Source organism: Mesorhizobium sp. WSM4307, from assembly GCF_007003945.1.
In the GTDB taxonomy this organism is placed as follows: Bacteria; Pseudomonadota; Alphaproteobacteria; order Rhizobiales; family Rhizobiaceae; genus Mesorhizobium.
The window spans coordinates 14,282-31,608 of sequence record NZ_VFTB01000003.1 but is presented as its reverse complement, the minus strand read 5'-3'; the positions used below and the strand labels follow the sequence as shown (position 1 = coordinate 31,608).

The 17,327-nt window shown below is 62.9% G+C and carries 19 protein-coding genes and 2 pseudogenes; 14 read left to right on the top strand and 7 right to left on the bottom strand.

Going from position 1 to position 17,327, the window contains the following annotated elements:
- Positions 1 to 20 precede the first annotated feature (20 nt).
- From FJV83_RS07140 to FJV83_RS07130, 3 genes and pseudogenes are all read left to right on the top strand, one after another.
- Positions 21 to 1,787 carry a hypothetical protein gene (locus tag FJV83_RS07140; protein ID WP_142884433.1) on the top strand — a complete coding sequence of 589 codons (1,767 nt, stop codon included), beginning with the start codon at positions 21 to 23 and terminating at the stop codon, positions 1,785 to 1,787.
- A gap of 201 nt (positions 1,788 to 1,988) precedes the next feature.
- Positions 1,989 to 2,784 (top strand): annotated as a pseudogene (locus FJV83_RS07135) (alpha/beta fold hydrolase).
- 200 nt (positions 2,785 to 2,984) lie between these two features.
- Positions 2,985 to 3,599, top strand: coding sequence for a hypothetical protein (locus tag FJV83_RS07130; protein ID WP_095773704.1), 615 nt, complete (start codon positions 2,985 to 2,987; stop codon positions 3,597 to 3,599).
- Here the strand turns inward: FJV83_RS07130 and FJV83_RS07125 are convergent.
- Positions 3,583 to 4,512, bottom strand: coding sequence for a metallophosphoesterase (locus tag FJV83_RS07125; protein WP_095773703.1), 930 nt, complete (start codon positions 4,510 to 4,512; stop codon positions 3,583 to 3,585). The genes FJV83_RS07130 and FJV83_RS07125 overlap by 17 nt on opposite strands.
- A 65-nt stretch (positions 4,513 to 4,577) precedes the next feature.
- Here FJV83_RS07125 and FJV83_RS07120 point away from each other — a divergent pair, with 65 nt between their 5' ends.
- Complete coding sequence (locus FJV83_RS07120; protein ID WP_095773469.1) at positions 4,578 to 5,072, top strand: NUDIX domain-containing protein; 495 nt, start codon at positions 4,578 to 4,580, stop codon at positions 5,070 to 5,072.
- A gap of 25 nt (positions 5,073 to 5,097) precedes the next feature.
- Positions 5,098 to 5,315 (top strand): annotated as a pseudogene (locus tag FJV83_RS36880) (IS5/IS1182 family transposase); the annotation flags it as partial.
- Between the two features lie 16 nt (positions 5,316 to 5,331).
- On the opposite strand, the gene FJV83_RS07110 reads toward FJV83_RS36880, so the two are convergent.
- Complete coding sequence (locus FJV83_RS07110) at positions 5,332 to 6,315, bottom strand: glutathione S-transferase family protein (RefSeq protein ID WP_095792751.1); 984 nt, start codon at positions 6,313 to 6,315, stop codon at positions 5,332 to 5,334.
- A gap of 273 nt (positions 6,316 to 6,588) precedes the next feature.
- Here FJV83_RS07110 and FJV83_RS07105 point away from each other — a divergent pair, with 273 nt between their 5' ends.
- The 5 genes from FJV83_RS07105 (at position 6,589) to FJV83_RS07085 (ending at position 10,297) form a co-directional block, all read left to right on the top strand.
- On the top strand, positions 6,589 to 7,113 hold the full coding sequence (locus FJV83_RS07105; RefSeq protein WP_027047317.1) for an N-acetyltransferase: 525 nt from the start codon (positions 6,589 to 6,591) through the stop codon (positions 7,111 to 7,113).
- A gap of 129 nt (positions 7,114 to 7,242) precedes the next feature.
- Complete coding sequence (locus tag FJV83_RS07100) at positions 7,243 to 8,004, top strand: 3-hydroxyacyl-CoA dehydrogenase (RefSeq protein WP_142884434.1); 762 nt, start codon at positions 7,243 to 7,245, stop codon at positions 8,002 to 8,004.
- A gap of 113 nt (positions 8,005 to 8,117) precedes the next feature.
- Positions 8,118 to 8,897, top strand: a complete 780-nt coding sequence (locus tag FJV83_RS07095; RefSeq protein ID WP_142884435.1) for a HugZ family protein — start codon at positions 8,118 to 8,120, stop codon at positions 8,895 to 8,897.
- A 155-nt stretch (positions 8,898 to 9,052) separates the two neighbouring features.
- Positions 9,053 to 9,397, top strand: coding sequence for a metalloregulator ArsR/SmtB family transcription factor (locus tag FJV83_RS07090; RefSeq protein WP_027047319.1), 345 nt, complete (start codon positions 9,053 to 9,055; stop codon positions 9,395 to 9,397).
- 102 nt (positions 9,398 to 9,499) lie between these two features.
- Entirely contained in the window at positions 9,500 to 10,297 is a 798-nt protein-coding gene (locus tag FJV83_RS07085) for an RNA methyltransferase (protein ID WP_095792749.1), read from the top strand.
- Between the two features lie 31 nt (positions 10,298 to 10,328).
- Here the strand turns inward: FJV83_RS07085 and FJV83_RS07080 are convergent, their stop codons facing one another.
- Complete coding sequence (locus FJV83_RS07080) at positions 10,329 to 11,480, bottom strand: hypothetical protein (RefSeq protein WP_095790137.1); 1,152 nt, start codon at positions 11,478 to 11,480, stop codon at positions 10,329 to 10,331.
- Between the two features lie 160 nt (positions 11,481 to 11,640).
- Positions 11,641 to 12,177: a DUF1134 domain-containing protein gene (locus FJV83_RS07075; RefSeq protein ID WP_244277619.1), complete on the bottom strand. Its 537-nt coding sequence runs from the start codon at positions 12,175 to 12,177 to the stop codon at positions 11,641 to 11,643.
- Positions 12,178 to 12,592: 415 nt separating this feature from the next.
- Here FJV83_RS07075 and FJV83_RS07070 point away from each other — a divergent pair, with 415 nt between their 5' ends.
- Both FJV83_RS07070 and FJV83_RS07065 read left to right on the top strand, forming a co-directional pair.
- Positions 12,593 to 13,222, top strand: a complete 630-nt coding sequence (locus tag FJV83_RS07070) for a histidine phosphotransferase family protein (protein ID WP_019860754.1) — start codon at positions 12,593 to 12,595, stop codon at positions 13,220 to 13,222.
- Positions 13,223 to 13,448: 226 nt separating this feature from the next.
- The gene (locus FJV83_RS07065) at positions 13,449 to 13,817 is read left to right on the top strand and encodes a response regulator (protein WP_019860755.1); all 369 of its coding nucleotides are present in this window, start codon (positions 13,449 to 13,451) and stop codon (positions 13,815 to 13,817) included.
- Between the two features lie 98 nt (positions 13,818 to 13,915).
- On the opposite strand, the gene ctrA is transcribed toward FJV83_RS07065, so the two are convergent.
- Positions 13,916 to 14,611: a cell cycle two-component system response regulator CtrA gene (ctrA, locus tag FJV83_RS07060; protein ID WP_006203583.1), complete on the bottom strand. Its 696-nt coding sequence runs from the start codon at positions 14,609 to 14,611 to the stop codon at positions 13,916 to 13,918.
- A gap of 451 nt (positions 14,612 to 15,062) precedes the next feature.
- Here ctrA and FJV83_RS07055 point away from each other — a divergent pair, with 451 nt between their 5' ends.
- Positions 15,063 to 15,440, top strand: a complete 378-nt coding sequence (locus FJV83_RS07055) for a flagellar export protein FliJ (RefSeq protein ID WP_027047321.1) — start codon at positions 15,063 to 15,065, stop codon at positions 15,438 to 15,440.
- Between the two features lie 82 nt (positions 15,441 to 15,522).
- Here the strand turns inward: FJV83_RS07055 and FJV83_RS07050 are convergent, their stop codons facing one another.
- Complete coding sequence (locus FJV83_RS07050) at positions 15,523 to 15,921, bottom strand: helix-turn-helix domain-containing protein (protein WP_095773462.1); 399 nt, start codon at positions 15,919 to 15,921, stop codon at positions 15,523 to 15,525.
- Between the two features lie 89 nt (positions 15,922 to 16,010).
- On the opposite strand from FJV83_RS07050, the gene FJV83_RS07045 reads away from it, so the two are divergent.
- Positions 16,011 to 16,937 carry an NADP-dependent oxidoreductase gene (locus FJV83_RS07045; RefSeq protein ID WP_142884436.1) on the top strand — a complete coding sequence of 309 codons (927 nt, stop codon included), beginning with the start codon at positions 16,011 to 16,013 and terminating at the stop codon, positions 16,935 to 16,937.
- Between the two features lie 68 nt (positions 16,938 to 17,005).
- Here the strand turns inward: FJV83_RS07045 and FJV83_RS07040 are convergent, their stop codons facing one another.
- Positions 17,006 to 17,281 carry a DUF1153 domain-containing protein gene (locus FJV83_RS07040; RefSeq protein ID WP_006203587.1) on the bottom strand — a complete coding sequence of 92 codons (276 nt, stop codon included), beginning with the start codon at positions 17,279 to 17,281 and terminating at the stop codon, positions 17,006 to 17,008.
- Positions 17,282 to 17,327 lie beyond the last annotated feature (46 nt).

Genomic DNA, 17,327 nt, shown 5'->3' with positions numbered 1-17,327 from the left:
GACTTCGAGAGGATCGACACTTGCAGCATGCCACGCCTGCCGCCCCCGCAGTGCGCGAGACACTGGAGCGACTGCTTGCCAGCGAAACGTTCGGACGGTCCGAGCGCGCGCGCAAACTGATCCGTTATCTCGTCGAACGCGAACAGGCCGGCGAAGCCGACAGGCTCAAGGGCTTTTCCATCGCCATGGACGTCTTCGGCAAGGACGGCGATTTCGATCCATCGACCGATGCCGTGGTGCGGGTGCAGGCAGGCCGGCTGCGCGAATTGCTGCAGCAGTATTTCGCCAACGAAGGCATCGCCGACCCCGTCCGCATCGCCATCCCACGCGGCGGCTACGTCCCCGCCTATGAGCTCAACGCCATTCGTCTGCCGGAAGCAGCCAAACCCGCCGAGCAGACGCCGGCGGCGGCTCCGGCCGAGCACCCCAGTGCTGCCGAGGAGGCCGTGGCACCCGCCGCATTGCTGGCGCCGGCGGCAGCTCCCGTGCCTTCGGTGGCGCGCCACCTCCGCTTCTTCTGGATGGCGATCGCCGTGGTCATCGCCATGCTCGGCGTCCTGATCCTGCGTCAGGGCGGCGGCGCGCTGCTCGCCGGCGGCGATCTGCCGGCGACGTTCGAGAACGCCGGCAGCAGCATCGGGCCGTCCCCGGTCAGCGAGGCCCTGCCGCTCGTCTACATCGCCGTCAAGGCCAGCGGCGCGGACGCCGCCCGCGTCGCCGCGTCGTTGCGCGCCGGCCTGAGCGGCTTCGATACGATCGATTTCATCGGTCGCGACACTGTCGACAAGACCGATCCGGTCGCCGGTGCAACGAGCTTCATGTTCGATGTCCTGCCTGGACCGGGCGCTGGCGAGATCACCATCGAACTGCAAAGCGTGGCGACCGGACGTGTGCTTTTGTCGCGCAAGCTGACCGTCGCCGACAGCGCGCCATCGGCCGTCGAGGACCGTGTCGCCGGCATCCTGAGTTCGGCGCTGCCCGCGTCCGGCACGATCTACAACTACATCGAGCAGAGCGGCATTCAGAACGGCCTGACGCAGTGCCTGCTGCTCAATGGGAAATACTATCTCGACCAGAACGCCAGAACCCACGAGGCCGCCTATCGCTGCCTCGAAACCCTTGCCGAGAACGGCGCAAGATCGTCGCTTGTTTATTCCGAGCTCGCCTCGTTACACCTCGAGGCCGTGAACGACCACTACGCCTATCCGCCGGATGCGACGATCGAGAAGGCGATGACATTCGCCCATCGCGCCGTGCAGATCGGTCCGACCAGTCCCTATGCGCATCGTTCCTACGGCTACATCAATTCGCGTCTTGGCAACGCCGACGAAGCGCTGCGCTGGATGCGCAAGGCCTATGACCTCAACCCCTATGACGTCGCCATGGCGGCCGCCTATGGTTATGGGTTGGTTTTCGCCGGCCGCTACGCCGAGGGAACCCCCCTTCTGGCCCATGCCGTGGATGCCTCCAGCGGCCATCCGACATGGTGGGATTTCGGGCTTTTCGCCGGGGAATTCATGCTTGGCGACACGAACAAGGCCGCGATCGCCAGCTCTGCCCTGAGAACCACCGCAACAAAGTCACACTATCTTGCAGCCCGGCTGATCGGCGCCAGGATCTCCGGTCAGGACAGCCTGGCACGTAAGCTGCTCGATGAACTCACCACCAAATTCCCCAAATTCGCCGCCAACCCTCGCGCGACCTTCATTGACCGAAAATATCCGGCCGACCTGACCGAGCGGCTGATCGGCGCCTTGCGCGCCGCCGGGCTCGGCAACGCCAGCTGACCTCGTTTGGACCAATGGAATTGTTGGGCGTTCGCGCCCACAGGACGAAGCGCCGATCCGGCTGATTTCCCGGCTTTTGCCGGACGAACCCTTGGATGACATGCCAGCGCTCGCGAAAATCGCGAAAGGTTTACTGGCCATGGACAAAGAGCAATCCAGTCGCATTTCAAGCGTTCCCGCAATTTGATACCGTCCGCTTTCATGATCTCATCGCTCCACGCTGCCGAAAAGGGTGCCGGGTCCAAGACCATCGTCTTGCTGCACGGTTTCGGCGGTTGCGCTGACGTCTGGCGCGACGTGATCGTCCCGCTGGCGCCCTCCGCGCGCACGCTTGCTTATGACCTGCCGGGACATGGCCTATCGCTCGACTTTCCCGATGCCGGGCCTGCAAAGGTGGCGGCAAGGGCCGTTCTTGCCGACCTTGCGGCCCGCAGGGCCAAACGCATCCATCTCGTTGGCCATTCGATGGGCGGAGCGGTGGCGACCTTGATGGCTCTGGCCGAGCCGGAGAGGGTGGCCTCGCTGACGCTTCTGGCGCCTGGCGGCTTCGGCCCGGAGATCAACGGGCCGCTGTTGCGTCGTTATGCCGGCGCACAGAGTCTGTCCGAGATCCTCGCCTGCCATGTCGGGTCCACGGGCGCCGCCTTTTGATCACACCGCCGATACGCTCCGCGAAATGCGCCAGCGACCCGGACAATCGGAAAAACTCGTCGCGATCGCCGCCGCCATGACCAGGGACGACCGGCAAGGCGTCATCCCGCGTGGGCATCTGGACAGGCTGACCATGCCGGTGATGGTGGTATGGGGCAGTGATGACGCGGTGCTGCCCTTCACCCAAGCCGACGACCTGCCGGCGCGCTTTCATGTGCATCAAGTGCTGGAGGCCGGCCATATGCTGATCGAGGAAGCGCCCGATCTGATCGCCAGCATCATCCGGCGCAATATGAACCGTCGGGCCAGACCCGTTCGCCCCAAACTCGCCGCCGCGGCCAGTTGAGTTGCTTAATGCATGTCGCCCAAAAATGACCTCGCTTTTGGGAGCACGACATGCATGAAACAAAGATCTGAAGCGCGTCGCGTAACGCGACGCGCGTCGGCGCAACATCCCACAGCGCGTCGGTCCGCTTCATCTCGCCAGTGCATTTTGCCGGCGTCTGTGTTAACCCCGTGTTAACCAAACCCGCGAGGCAGACGCCGATGAAGGACGCAGGCGAAAAGATCGATCCGTCAAGCAAACTGTCCGATGCCGTCCGTGATGTGAAGAACGCCTTCGCCGACCGCGACGATGTCGTCGTCGACATGCGCGAGGCGCATCGCATGCGCCTTGATCTCCTGGCCGCCGAACTCGCACCCGTCTTTGCCGATGTGCCCGCCGACATGGACAATTTCGACTTCGTCGTTTCGTCAGGGCTGCAGCCGCGTCTGTGGATCGATGCCGTCAGCCATGTCGCCATGGGGCGCGACCGCCGCACCTACCGCTTCCTCAAGGACACCCGCATCGGCCGTGTGGTGCTTGCCGAATCGACCGAGATGAAGCCGGTTGCCGATTCGGTGACCCGGTATGTCGCCGAGCGCATCGTCGAGCGCCAGAGGATGATGGAGGGCGGGGTCGAGCCGGCCGTCGCCAGCATGAGACGCGCCGAGGTGGCGGAGGCGGAGCCGCCGCTGCGGTCGCCGCAACGCGGCAAGGGCTGGTCGGCCTTCCTGTCAGGCCTTGGCCTGGTCGCCGCAGGCGCACTGGTCGGCCTGGCGGTGTCGGTCGCCCTGTTCTGGGACCGCCTCGTGGCGATGGTGTTCAGCCTGCGGCCATAGAAGCGCTGGCCTCCACACCCAGTTCCAAGGTCTGCAGATCGGCAGGCGGTATTGCCGGCCCGGTCAGGCCGCGCCGCGTCAGCCGGATGCGCCAATTGCCCTTTTCGCCATCGATATCGAACAGATTGTACTGTGCGGCCGGATGCTTGCCACCCGGCGCCTGGCCGGCGGCGGCGACCCCGACCACTGGAACCTTGGTGCCGCGCAGCCCGATCTGGAACAACGACGGCAGATGCGAATGACCGTGCAGGACAAGTTCCGCACCGTTCTTGCGAATGACCTTGTGGAAGCGGGCGATGCCGAACAGCCGCTTGTGCTGCGAGACGGCGCCGCGCACCGGCGGATGGTGGATCATGATCGCGCGAAACAGGCCTTGCCCGGCCGCATCGCGCAGGATCTTGCCGAGCCGCTCCGCCTGCCCTTCCATGAAGAAGCCGTTGGCCATGAAGGGTGCCGTGGCGCGCGCCGTCGAGACGCCGATCAGCGCGACATTGCCGCGCACGCGCAGATACGGGAACGCGTTGCGGTCGACCGGCGTGTTGACGCCGTCGCCGCTCATCCAGGCCGCCCATGCGCGGCAGACCTTGTCGAAGGCGCCGGGCACATAGGCGTCGTGGTTTCCGGGAACCACGGAAACGTCGTTCGGCGATCCCAACGTCTCCAGCCAGTGCTTGGCCATCTCGATCTCGCCGTCGAGCGCCAGATTGACGAGGTCGCCGGTGACGGCGAGGTGGTCGGGGTTCTGCGCCTTGATGTCGGCGGTGATGGCGTCGATGACGGCGTCATGCATGTGGCGCCGGCGATTGCGTTGCCAGTTGACGTAGCCGAGCACGCGCTTGGAGGCGAGATCGCGATAGGATACATCGGGGAGCGGCCCCAGATGGACATCGGAAATATGCGCGAGCCTGAACATCCATCCCTCATAGGCGACCAGCGCCGCGCTTTCCACTCAAGGTTTTCTTACCGGTTTCGCACCTGATGGCAAATCCGGACGACATCTTCCGACAGACCGGCTGGCCGGGTTTGCGGGCCAGGCTGTTCCATCTATATTTCGTGCTGCGGCGGCCAATGACGCTCGGCGTGCGCGGGCTCGTCCATGATACCGCGACGAATTCCGTTTTCCTGATCCGCCATACCTATGTGCCCGGCTGGCAGCTTCCCGGCGGCGGCGTCGAGGTCGGAGAAACGCTAGCTGAGGCGCTGGTGCGCGAACTCGCCGAGGAAGGCAACATCGCGCTGAACGCGCCGGCGGTGCTGAAGTCGATGCATTTCAACTGCCGCTCCAGCCGCCGCGACCATGTCGGCTTTTACGTCATCGAGCATTTCAGTCAGACGATACCGAAGCTGCCGGACCACGAGATCGCCGAGGCCGGCTTCTTCCCGCTCGATGGTTTGCCGGAGGGAACGACGCCGGCAACGCTGCGACGGATCGCCGAAGTTTTTGGGGAGGAACCCGCGTCGCCCTATTGGTAAGCTTGCCTTAGCCGTTAAGTCGCAAACTGCGACGCTCGTCGATGTCGAGATTGTCCGCAAACCGAAGTATCAGATTGGGTTCGCCGTTCATCCCAAGCGGTGGGTTGTTGAACGCTTCTTAGCGTGGATCAGCCGAAAGCGGCGGCTCTGGAAAGATCCGCAAGCGACATCAAGTCCGCAAAAGTCTTCCTTTGCGCGGCATGCATCATGACCCTCGTCAGACGCATTGCCCGTGCATCATGAATTCTCGCACGGGCTCTCAGATCGCGAACCTTGCCCGGTCATGCGGCGCGCCATAGTCGAGCTCCGGCCCCACCGGCACGATTCGTGTCGGATTGATCGTTTCGTGGCTGCCGTAGTAGTGCGCCTTGATGTGATGCAGGTTCACAGTCGCGGCGACACCAGGCACCTGATAGAGATCGCGCAAATAGTTCGACAGGTTCGGATAGTCGGCGATGCGCCGCAAATTGCATTTGAAATGGCCGACATAGACCGGGTCGAAGCGCACCAGCGTGGTGAACAGCCGCCAGTCGGCCTCGGTGATGCGGTCGCCGACGAGATAGCGCTGCTTTGACAACCGCTCCTCCAACGTATCCAGCGCCGCGAACAATTCGCCGAACGCCTCCTCATAGGCACGCTGCGTGGTGGCGAAGCCGGCGCGGTAGACGCCGTTGTTGACCGCGGGATAGACCAGCGCGTTGACGCGGTCGATCTCATTGCGCAGGTCCTGGGGATAGAAGTCGAGGCTTGCATCGCCCCATGCGTCGAACGCCGAATTGAGCATCCGGATGATCTCGGAAGACTCGTTGGAGACGATGGTCTGCTCCTTCTTGTCCCACAGCACCGGCACGGTCACCCGGCCGGAATAGGCGGGATCGGCCTTGGCATAGATCTGGTGCAGGAAATCGAGACCGTAGAGCGTGTCGCCCGTGGCGCCGTCCTCGGCCAGGAATGTCCAGCCGTTGGCGCCCATGAAATGATGCACGACCGAGACGGAGATGATGCCTTCGAGCCTCTTCAGCGCGCGAAAAATCAGCGTCCGATGCGCCCACGGGCAAGCGAGCGAGACATAGAGATGGTAGCGCCCCGGCTCGGCCTTGAAGCCGCGCCTCCGGCCTTCGGCCGGCGCCCCGTCGACGGTGATCCAGTCACGCCATTGCGACTGCGTTCGCACGAACCTGCCGCCATTGTCAGCCGTATCGTACCAGCGATCCTGCCACCTGCCCTCGACCAGCAATCCCATGCGAATCTCCTTGCATCCTTCCGCATTATCTAGGCGCAAGTTTGCCCCGCCGAAGACGTCAGGCGCTGAACAGACCGTCACTTGACGGAGACGGCGAACACATCAGGCCAATTGCGGCGGCCGAAAATTGATGCTAGCGGACACTCCGCATGTTCGACTTTGCTTTGATCCGGTTTGACCGACGACGAAAGGGCGCCCGCGCTTGATGAAGCGCTGACTGGCGAACGCTGCCGTTTGCAGCAACCTTTCCTCCTCTACCGGAACGCAAAGACCATGAGCCTTGCCGACGTGAAATACCTGCCGGAAACTCCGGCGCACGACCCCGAAATCGAAGCCATCAATGACGAGGCCTTCGGGCCCGGCCGCTTCGTGCTGGCCGCCTACAAGATCCGCGAAGCCGGCGGCCACGAGCGTGCACTGTCCTTTGTGGCGGTCGATGGCGATCTCGTCGTCGCCTCGGTGCGCATGACCCGCATCGCCGCCGGTGCCGGCCGCGCGCTGATGCTCGGGCCGCTCGCGGTGCGGCCGGCCTTCAAGAATCTCGGCATCGGTCGCCGGCTGGTGGCGATCGCGCTCGAAGCGGCTGCAAAGGCCGGCGCACCCGCCGTCATACTGGTCGGCGACGAGCCCTATTACGGGCCGCTCGGCTTCAAGCGTATCCCGCGCGGCCAGATTTCGATGCCGCGCCCTGTCGATCTCGACCGCCTTTTGTCGCACGAGATCACGCCGGGCGCGGTCGCCAGGCTCACCGGCGAGGTCGGTCATGCCAGCCAGGCCAGGGTCGCCGAGCACGTCTAGGCGATGGCTTGACCTTGGCCGTCGATCCAGGCCTGATCCATCCCTGTTTTCTGGGAGCAATTCCAGGAAGATGTGAAACGGTTCGGCGCTTTTGTGAAATAATGAATTTCTCCGGGAAAGGATGACGCCATGAACCCGAACGGCCAGACCGCGATCGTCACCGGCGGCGGCTCCGGCCTTGGCGAGGCGACGGCGCGCGCGCTTGCCGCCAAGGGTGCCCGCGTCGCCATCTTCGATGTCGGCATCGATCGCGCCGCCAAGGTCGCCGCCGAAATCGGCGGCATTGCCGTCCAATGCGACGTCAGCAACGCCGACAGCGGTGCGGCCGCCGTCGCCGAGACGGCGAGCAAGCTGGGCGAGCCGCGCCTCCTGGTCAATTGCGCCGGCATCGCCATTGGCGTGAAGACGATCGGCAAGGACGGGCCGCATCCGCTCGATCAATACCGCAAGGTGATCGAGGTCAATCTGATCGGCACCTTCAACATGATCCGCCTGGTCGCCGACCGCGCCGCCAGGCTCGAGCCGCTGCAGGGCGGCGAACGTGGCGTCATCGTCAACACCGCTTCGGTCGCCGCCTATGACGGCCAGATCGGCCAGGCCGCCTATTCCGCTTCGAAGGGCGGCGTGGTCGGCATGACCCTGCCGGTGGCGCGCGACCTTGCCCGTTCCGGCATCCGCGTCTGCACCATCGCACCCGGCATCTTCAAGACACCGATGATGGCCGGCATGCCGCAGGAGGTGCAGGATTCGCTCGGCGCCGCCGTGCCCTTCCCGTCCCGCCTCGGCGAACCGTCCGAATATGCCGCACTTGCCCTGCACATCATCGAAAACCAGATGCTGAACGGCGAAACCATCCGCCTCGACGGCGCCATCCGCATGGCGCCGAAGTAGTATAAGTCCAGAAGTGCGATGCGGTTTTGGCCGACTTGCATGGAACGCTTGCCAGGACCGGCATCATCGTCTGATAAGTGGAATAGGAAAATCAACTTAGCAGGACGAGACCCTTGGCCGATCGAAAGAAGGACGTGATCCGCCAGACCGACGCCGAGGCGATCCGCTTGGCGAAGACGCTTCTGCGCAGCGCCCGCTTCGGCGCCCTGGCGGTGCTGGAGCCGCAGACCGGGTCGCCGCTGGCGAGCCGGGTCGGCGTCGCCACCGATATCGACGGCGCACCGCTGATCCTGGTCTCGATGCTCTCGGCCCACACGCCCGCCATGCTTGCCGATCCACGCTGTTCCCTGCTGCTCGGCGAGCCCGGCAAGGGCGACCCGCTGGCGCATCCGCGCCTGACGCTGATCTGCCAGGCGTCGCGGCTTGAGCGTGGCTCTGACGCACACGCCCGCGCCGAGCGCCGCTATCTCAACCGCAATCCCAAGGCCCGCCTCTATGCCGGGCTCGGTGACTTCTCGATCTTTCGCCTCGAGCCGCAGCGCGCCAGCCTCAATGGCGGTTTCGGCAAGGCCTATGTGCTCGATCGCTCCGATCTCGTCACCGTCGGCCCCATCGTCGAAGAACTTGCGGTAAGCGAACAATCCGCCATCGAGCACATGAACGCGGACCATCTGGACGCGGTCGCCATTTACGCGCATCATTACGCCGGGGTATCTGCCGACGGCTGGGGCATCGCCGGTTTGGATGCCGATGGCATGGATCTGGTGTCGGGAGACGATGTTTGCCGGGTATTCTTCCCACAACCTCTGGTAGCGACGAGGGAATTGCGACCCGTTCTGGTCGAAATGGCCAGGGGCGGCCAGGCGGCCGGACGGGCAGATGATGAAACTTAATTGCATTTGATCAAAAGCAACACTTGAGATTTGAAGGAAATGTTCTACCCTTCACAGGTGGCACTGACTCGTCAGTGGCCTTTCGCAAGTGAATTTATGGATTCAGGCACCATTGCCCCCATGGCGCCTTGATGAGCAAACAGCATGGGGCATTCATGGTCTCGACAAAGCTAATCGCCAACGCCGAATCTGCTGCCGAATTTTTGATGCTCATGGGCAACGAAAAGCGGCTCTTGATTATGAGCTATCTGATCGACGGTGAAATGTCGGTCGGCGCCATCGCCGACAAGGTGATGCTCAGCCAATCCGCGCTCTCGCAGCATCTGGCCAAGCTGCGGGCGCTTGACCTCGTGGAAACCCGCCGCGACCGTCAGATGATCTACTACTCCTGCAAATCCGACGCGGTGCGCGAGCTGCTTGTCGTGCTGGATGGTATTTTCGGTACCGGCAAGGAGGACCTGTCCCAGATGGCACAGAGATTGCGCCGCGCCGGGACTTGACCGGACGCTGCTGCGGCCGCTTACCTCGCTGACGATTTTCGGAGCGTGGCTTGTGCGTCTCTCCAACGCACGAACCACGCTCTCGATGTTTGAGCGCAGGACATGGACCCAATTCGCATCGACGACCCACGGGATTCACGCGTCGCCGCCTATCTCGATATCCGCGAACGCGATCTTGCAGGCCGACAAGGCCGTTTCGTCGCCGAAGGCAAAGTGGTCCTCGATCTGCTTCTGTCGTCCGGCCGCTTCGGCGCCGAATCCATTCTTGTCCTGGAAAACCGGCTCGGCGGCCTGGAGGACATCCTGCACAAGGCGCCGGCGGACCTGCCGGTCTACGTCGTCACCAGCGCGGTGATGGATGCGATCGCTGGCTTCCACATGCATCGCGGCATCCTGGCCATCGGCCGCAAGGAGGCGCCGCAAGCGGCCGGGCCGTTGCTGGATGCGTTGCCCGACCAGGCCTTGGTGGTGGTGCTCGTCGGCATCGCCAACCACGACAATATGGGCTCGATCTTCCGCAACGCCGCCGCCTTCGGTGCCGATGCGGTGCTGATGGATGCGACATGCTGCGATCCGCTGTACCGCAAGGCGATCCGCGTTTCCGTCGGCGCCGCGCTCAAGATCCCGTTTGCATCCTTCACCGACACATCAGGCTTTACGGCGATGCTCGCCGAACGGGATTTTGAACAATTCGCCCTATCACCGCGTGGACGAACCGACCTACGCGATGCTAGGCAGGCCGAACGCTTGGCGCTCTATCTCGGCACCGAGGGCGAAGGCCTGCCAGAAAGCCTGCTTGCGCGCCTGCAAACCGTGCGGATCACCATGTCGAAAGGCTTCGACAGCCTGAACGTCGCCGCCGCGTCAGCCATCGCGCTGCATCACTTCTCGCATCGTTGAGCAGCATGGGCGACGGCGGCGCACCGCCGTTTCAGTTCGCGTCCGCCTTCTGCAAGGCCCGCACGCGGTCGGCGAGGCTACGATCGCCGCCGTTGGATCGGCTGTCCTGTGGTGCCGCCAGGGCCTTGGCGATCGGGGAGTCAGGCCCCTCGAGCTTGGCCGTCAGGTGGACGACTTCAGCCGCAAGCTCGTTCATCTGCTCGCGCAGCGCGGCACTGGCATTCGCCGTGCCCGACGATGCCGCGGCGCCGAGATCCGCCTTGAGCCGCTTGTTCTCGCGCGCCAGCGCCGTCAGCCTGGCCTCCAGCCGCTCGCGGTCGCTGTCGAGCTTGGCGATCGCCTGGTCCAGATCGTCGCGCTGTTTGGCCTCGTCAGGCCTGCCCGCTTCATCCGGCTTGCCGACCAGCCGCAAGGCCGGTCCGCCGTCCTCGGCCTTCGCCTTTTCGCGCAGGCGCGCCAGCTCCCTTTCGCGGCGGTCGAGCTTGTCCTCGCGATCGGCTAGCGTCGCCAGCAGCCGTTCGACCTTCTTGTCGAGTTCGGCCACCCTTTTCTTCTCCGCCTTGAGCGCATCGCGTGCGGCCTTGCTTTCGGCCGCGATCTCCTGCTGGCGCCGGTCCGCTTCCTTGCGCTGGCCGCGCAGCAGCGCGATATCGCTGGCTAGCTTCTGCAATTCGGACTCCCGCGCCACGAGCTCGATCTGCCGGCTGGAGGAGGAAAAACTGGCATCGTCATACATCTGCTCCAGCTTTTCCAGCTCGAGCGCCCGCTTCTCCAGCTTGCGTTCGGTTTCCTTGAGCCGCTCCGAAAGCCGGTGCAGTTCCTCTTCGCGCTGCCGCAGCGCCTCGTTCTTGGCGCCGAGTTCGGCGAGCGCGTTGTTCTTGTCCGTGCGTTCGATCGCCAACCCCTTCAACGCCTCATGGCCACGATTGATCTCGACGAGCTGTTCGGCCGCTTTCTCGCGCAGCGCCTTGACGTTCATTTCGAGGCGGCGCGTCGCCATGGCGTATTCCGCCCGGATGCGGTCCTTGTCTGCCTGGATTTCGGTCTGTGTCAGCGGGATGGAGGCCTCGATGCGCCTGCGGGTCAACGCGACGGCCCGGCGCCAGACGGCCGGAGCCACCATCAGCGCCAGAAAGCCGGCGCAGAGAAAGCCGAGGGCAAAGAACAGGACCGACTGAACCAAAGGACTACCCGCTATCGGCGGCAACCGCCGGAACTGGACCGCATCACACTGGCATGGCGGAAATCCGGCGCTGCGGCAAGAGCTTGCCGCAGCACGCGCAGGGTCACAGGCCTACAATTCCCATCGAAAACTTGGCATTGCGGTCATGACCGGTCGGACTTTAGAACGGATTCCAGGTCGCCCGCTCGGTCAGTTTCAGATAGCCGAGATTGACGCCGAGCCGGGCGCCGACGCCGGTGCGGATCGGCACCAGGAGCACATTGTTGTTCTTCAGCACATTGAAGCCGACGCCTGCCACCACATAGGCCGACCCCGCGACGCCGCCATACCGGTTGTAGAGGTTGCTGACATCGTCGAGATTGTAGACCAGCATCATCACCCGGGACCCCTCGCCGCCGAAATCCCAGCCCAGCGACGGGCCTTGCCAGAACACTTTGTGGTCGCCGGCATTCTTGGTGTAGAGCGTGCCTTCGCCGTAGGTCAGGCCGCCGATCAGCGCGCCCGACCCCTCCTCACCGAGCAGATAGCCATTGGGCAGACCGTAGGAGGCGAAGATCTTCTCGACGACGGTGGCGAGCCCACCCGAGGTCGCGCCGAAGAACTTGTGACCGGAATCGATAATCTCCTGAGCGGTGTACTCCTGGGCCCGCAGGGCTGAAGTCGAGAAGACGAGGACGCCCATGAGCGTGATCGCCATTGAGCAGACACGGAGAAACTTCCGGCCTGAGGTGACGCGGAGGAAACTCCGGTCGTAGAATCGGGAAAACATGCTTCCAATCTCCGTCATGGAGCACTTTCGCCGACGCCTCGCATCCGGTCCGGCTCTTTAGGCGGCCGTTAAGGATGACTGTTAGGGGCAAACTATGCCGTAATCCTTTTTCAACCATTAACTCCCACAGGAAGATGGCGGTTCGAAGGCTGGCTTTTGGGGTCGCGCGGCTCTCAAAGCCTGCGCAAAGGCGCCATTTGCCGGACGACAATTTTGGATTTGTTGCTGTACGTAGAGCTGCTGTGTATTCAGAAAGCCTCGGGTTGAGGCGTGATTCGTATGGGCAGGCGCGACGATCGATCGCTCGGCCAGGAATTGTGGAATTTTGCAGGGATTTTCACCGATGGCCGATCTGTTCACCCTTTCCGCGCCCGACCTCGCGGCGCTTCTGTGCAGCCGTGTCTGCCACGACATCATCTCGCCGGTCGGCGCGATCAACAACGGGCTTGAACTGCTTGACGAGGGCGGCGCCGACGAGGACGCCATGCGGCTCATCCGCCAGAGCGCCAAGAACGCCTCGGCCCGGTTGCAGTTCGCCCGCATTGCCTTCGGCGCGGCAGGCTCCGCCGGCATGCTGATCGACACCGGCGACGCCGAAGCGGTGGCGATCGCCTTCCTCAAGAACGAAAAGCCGGAACTGACCTGGAACGGGGCGCGCGCGCTGCTGCCCAAGAACAAGGTCAAGCTGCTGCTCAACCTGATCCTGGTCGCCAACGCCGCCATTCCGCGTGGCGGCAAGCTGGTCGTCACCCTCGAGAATCTCGAGACCGAGCCGCGCATTTCCCTTTCGGCAAGCGGCCCGATGCTGCGCGTGCCGCCGAAATTCCTCGAACTGCATTCCGGCCACAAGCCGGAAGAGCCGATCGACGCGCATTCGGTGCAACCCTACTACACGCTGCTGCTGGCCCGCGAGGCCGGCATGACGATATCGATCCATGCGACGGCGGAAGAAATCGTGCTTTCGGCAGCCTGAGCGTCCGGCCGGCTTGCGGCGAGAACAAAGTATTTCAACTGCGTAATATTGCCGTGACGGCTCAATCCGCGGCGGCAGCGAAGCATTCGCGAAGAAAAGCCTGCCCGGCGTCATCTTTCCAAAAATTTTACCTAAAGACTTTTCGGGTTCTTTACCAGATCGGCCTAGGGTGCTTGTCAGATGCCCCGCACGACCGGATTGCCCCAAGGCAAAGAGGACCCGGAAAATGAAACGCTGCATGTTCGTCGACGATTCAAGCGTCATCAGGAAGGTTGCAAAACGCATCCTGGGCGGTTCCGACATGGTGGTCATCGAAGCAGCCAGCGGGCTTGATGCACTGGAGATGTGCGCCGCCGACATGCCCGACATCATCGTCGTCGACGGTGCCCTGCCGGACGTGCAGGCGGTTGACCTCATCCGCCGCGTGCGCGCCATGGAAAGCCCGATAAGACCGCAGATCCTGATCTCGCTGGTCGAGCTCGACATCGCCTCGATCATGCGGGCCAAGCGCGCCGGCGCCCAGGGCTATCTCCTGAAGCCGTTCAATCGCCCGCAATTGCTCGAGCGCTTTCGCAACCTGAAAATCGCAGCTTGAGGCGGCAGAGGCCTCTCATCGCTGATCCATGACGCAAAAACCCGGCCGAAGCCGGGTTTTTTGTCGATGATGGCAATGATTCGGGCGGCGCGCGCCGCTCAGGCGCTGACGCGGATGTCTTCGGGTTCGCGCAGCACGTAGCCGCGACCCCAGACGGTCTCGATGTAGTTCTGGCCACCGGATGCGGCGTCGAGCTTCTTTCGCAGCTTGCAGATGAAGACGTCGATGATCTTCAATTCCGGCTCGTCCATGCCGCCATAGAGGTGGTTGAGGAACATTTCCTTGGTCAGCGTGGTGCCCTTGCGCAGCGAGAGCAGCTCCAGCATCTGGTATTCCTTGCCGGTAAGGTGCACGCGCTGGCCGCCGACCTCGACGGTCTTGGCGTCGAGGTTGACCACTAGGTCACCGGTGGTGATGACCGACTGGGCGTGGCCCTTGGAGCGCCGCACGATGGCATGGATGCGCGCAACCAGCTCGTCCTTGTGGAACGGCTTGGTCATGTAGTCGTCAGCGCCGAAACCGAGGCCGCGCACCTTGTCCTCGATGCCGGCCATGCCGGAAAGGATCAGGATCGGCGTCTTTACCTTGGAGAGGCGAAGCGTTCTCAAGACCTCGTAGCCGGACATGTCGGGCAGGTTGAGATCGAGAAGGATGATATCGTAGTCGTAGAGCTTGCCCAGATCGACACCCTCTTCACCGAGGTCCGTCGTATAGACATTGAAACTTTCCGATTTCAGCATCAGTTCGATGCTTTGTGCGGTTGCACTGTCATCTTCTATCAGCAGAACACGCATTTCATTCCCCTTTTCTGCTGCCGGACCATTTCACGACCCGTCCTGCCCCGGAGCAGTGGTTGCCTTGTGCAGAGGCTGCCATTGAATGGTTAACAAAACCTAATTTCCCGTCCATGACGGTATCAGATTTTTTAACCCCTTTCTACACCCTCTTGAATCTAATAACGAATCTCATACCCAAATTCCTAATGCAACACATTAACAACCTGGACTAAGCGACTCCAGGGACTCATCGACGCGCCTTCGCTTCGGCGGCCGGAATTTTTACCCGGCCTTAAGTCCTGACCCGTATGATTAACAATGCCCGTAAACGAATGGTTACCGCCGGCAAAAAACTTTAGGGTTTTGTTTCCCATAGTATGGGAGATGCCGGTGGACACGGGCAAAGCCTGGGCCTTTCCAGGTGGTTTGGACGATATGTGCGGGTGTGCGTTTCCGGGAGTACCGAATCATGAAGTCACGTGAAAACCTCGTTCGGCTGAAACAGTTTCAGGTGAATGAGAAGCGGCGCCAGCTTCTGCAGCTCGACATGATGATCGCCGAGTTCGAACGCATGGCCGTCGAACTGGAGCTTCAGATCACCGCCGAGGAAAAGAAAGCCGGCATCACCGACATCAATCATTTCGCCTATCCGACCTTCGCCAAGGCGGCCCGCTTGCGCCGCGACAACCTCAGAAATTCGCAAAGCGACCTCGCCCAACAGCGAAGCACTGCCGAATCATTACTCGGCGAAGCTGAAGCGGAGCTTTCCAAGGCTGAAATGCTGGAATCGCGCGACACCAAGGTCCGCGAAGCCGAAACCGGCGGCCGCAGCGCCATGATCGGCTGAACCGGCGAGATCGGCACCGGCGCGGGCGGGGAGCTCATCGGGCCATCGGCCCGAACCACCCCCTTGCCGCGAGATCCCCGCTCTAGGCTGCCCAATCCCCTTCACTTACGGCAATCGCCCTGGCCCGGGCATCCTTGATGTCAGGCGCGTGCTGCTCCGCCCATGCCCTGATCTGGGTAAGCAGCCCTCCCAGATTCTGGCCAAGCTCGGTCAATTCATATTCGACGCGCGGCGGAATGACCGGAAAGATCTCACGCCGCACCAGGCCATCGCGCTCGAGCACGCGCAATGTCTGCGCCAGCATCTTGGGCGTGATCCCTTCGAGTTTGCGGGCCAGCTCGCCATTGCGCAGCCGGCCTTTGCGCAGCGCGCAAACCACCAGATAGACCCATTTGCTGGCCAGCATCTCGAGCACGGTGTGGGAAGGACACGTCCGCCGGAACGCATCATAGCCGAAGGGAGAGTCGTTATCACTATCCATGAGGTGAGTATATATCAAAAAGGTACATACTGGACAAGGGAATATTACTATCCAAATGATAGCGGCACCAACCAAGCAGGAGAGATACCATGCGTGCCGTTATCCAGAATTCCTTCGGCGGACCCGAAGTTCTTGTCATCGCCAACCAAATCGATCCCTCTCCCAAGCCCGGCGAAGTGCTGGTCCGGGTCAAGGCAGCCGGCATCAATCCGGTCGACGGCGCCGTCCGCTCTGGTCACTACAAGCTTCTCGGAGAGCCGCCCTTCATCGTCGGGTGGGATATTTCGGGAACCGTCGAGGCGCTCGGCGCCGGCGTCACCGGCCTCAAGGTCGCAGACGAGGTGTTCGGCATGCCACGCTTCCCCAAGCAGGCGGCGGCTTACGCCGAGCGAGCAGCAGTGCCGACCGACGAGGTCGCGCTGAAGCCGAAGGCGGCGGACCATATCCAGGCAGGCGCGTTGCCGCTGGCCGGCCTGACCGCCTGGCAGGGCCTTGTCCGCCATGGCGCCTTGAAGTCGGGCCAGCGCGTGCTGGTGCATGCGGCGGCCGGCGGTGTCGGCCATCTGGCAGTGCAGATCGCCAAGGCGCGCGGCGCCTACGTCATCGCCACTGCCAGCTCCAACAAGCTCGATTTCGTCCGCAAGCTCGGCGCCGACGAGGTCATCGACTACACTCAAGGCGATTTTGCCGGCCGGATCAGCAACATCGATCTTGTGCTGGACCCAATCGGCGGCGACCATGCGGAACGCTCGCTGAAGGTCATCAGGAACGGCGGCGTGCTGGTGTCCTTGCTGGACCTGAACGACACCACCAGGGCGCTCGCCGGCGCGCGTGACATCCGCGTCGAGCGCATGTCCGTCGTGCCTGACCGCGAAGGCCTGGTGGAGCTTGGCCGGTTGATCGACGCGGACAAGCTCACCGTTCATGTGGCGAAGAGCTTCCCGCTCGAAGAGGCCGGGGCTGCTCACGCCTTTCTCGCCACCAAGCCAATCGGCAAGGTGGCGCTGACGATCTGACCGGCAAAGACACGACCCAAAAGCAAAAGGGCGCGGCATGCCGCGCCCTTTTGTATCTTCAGCCCGGCCTAGTGCCGGTATTGCTGGATGCGCGTGGTGCGCAGCCCGGCAAGGCCATATTCGTCGATCGACGCCTGCCAGGACAGGAATTCCTCGGTGGTGAGCTTGTAGCGCTGGCATGCCTCTTCGAGGCTCAAAAGCCCGCCGCGCACCGCCGCAACCACTTCCGCCTTGCGCCGGATAACCCAGCGACGCGTGTTGGTCGGCGGCAGATCGGCAATCGTGAGAGGGCTGCCGTCAGGCCCGATAACATACTTAACTCTAGGTCTAACCAGATCGGTCATCGTACTCTCTACAAAAAACTCAAAGACCCAATCCCCGCCACGTTAC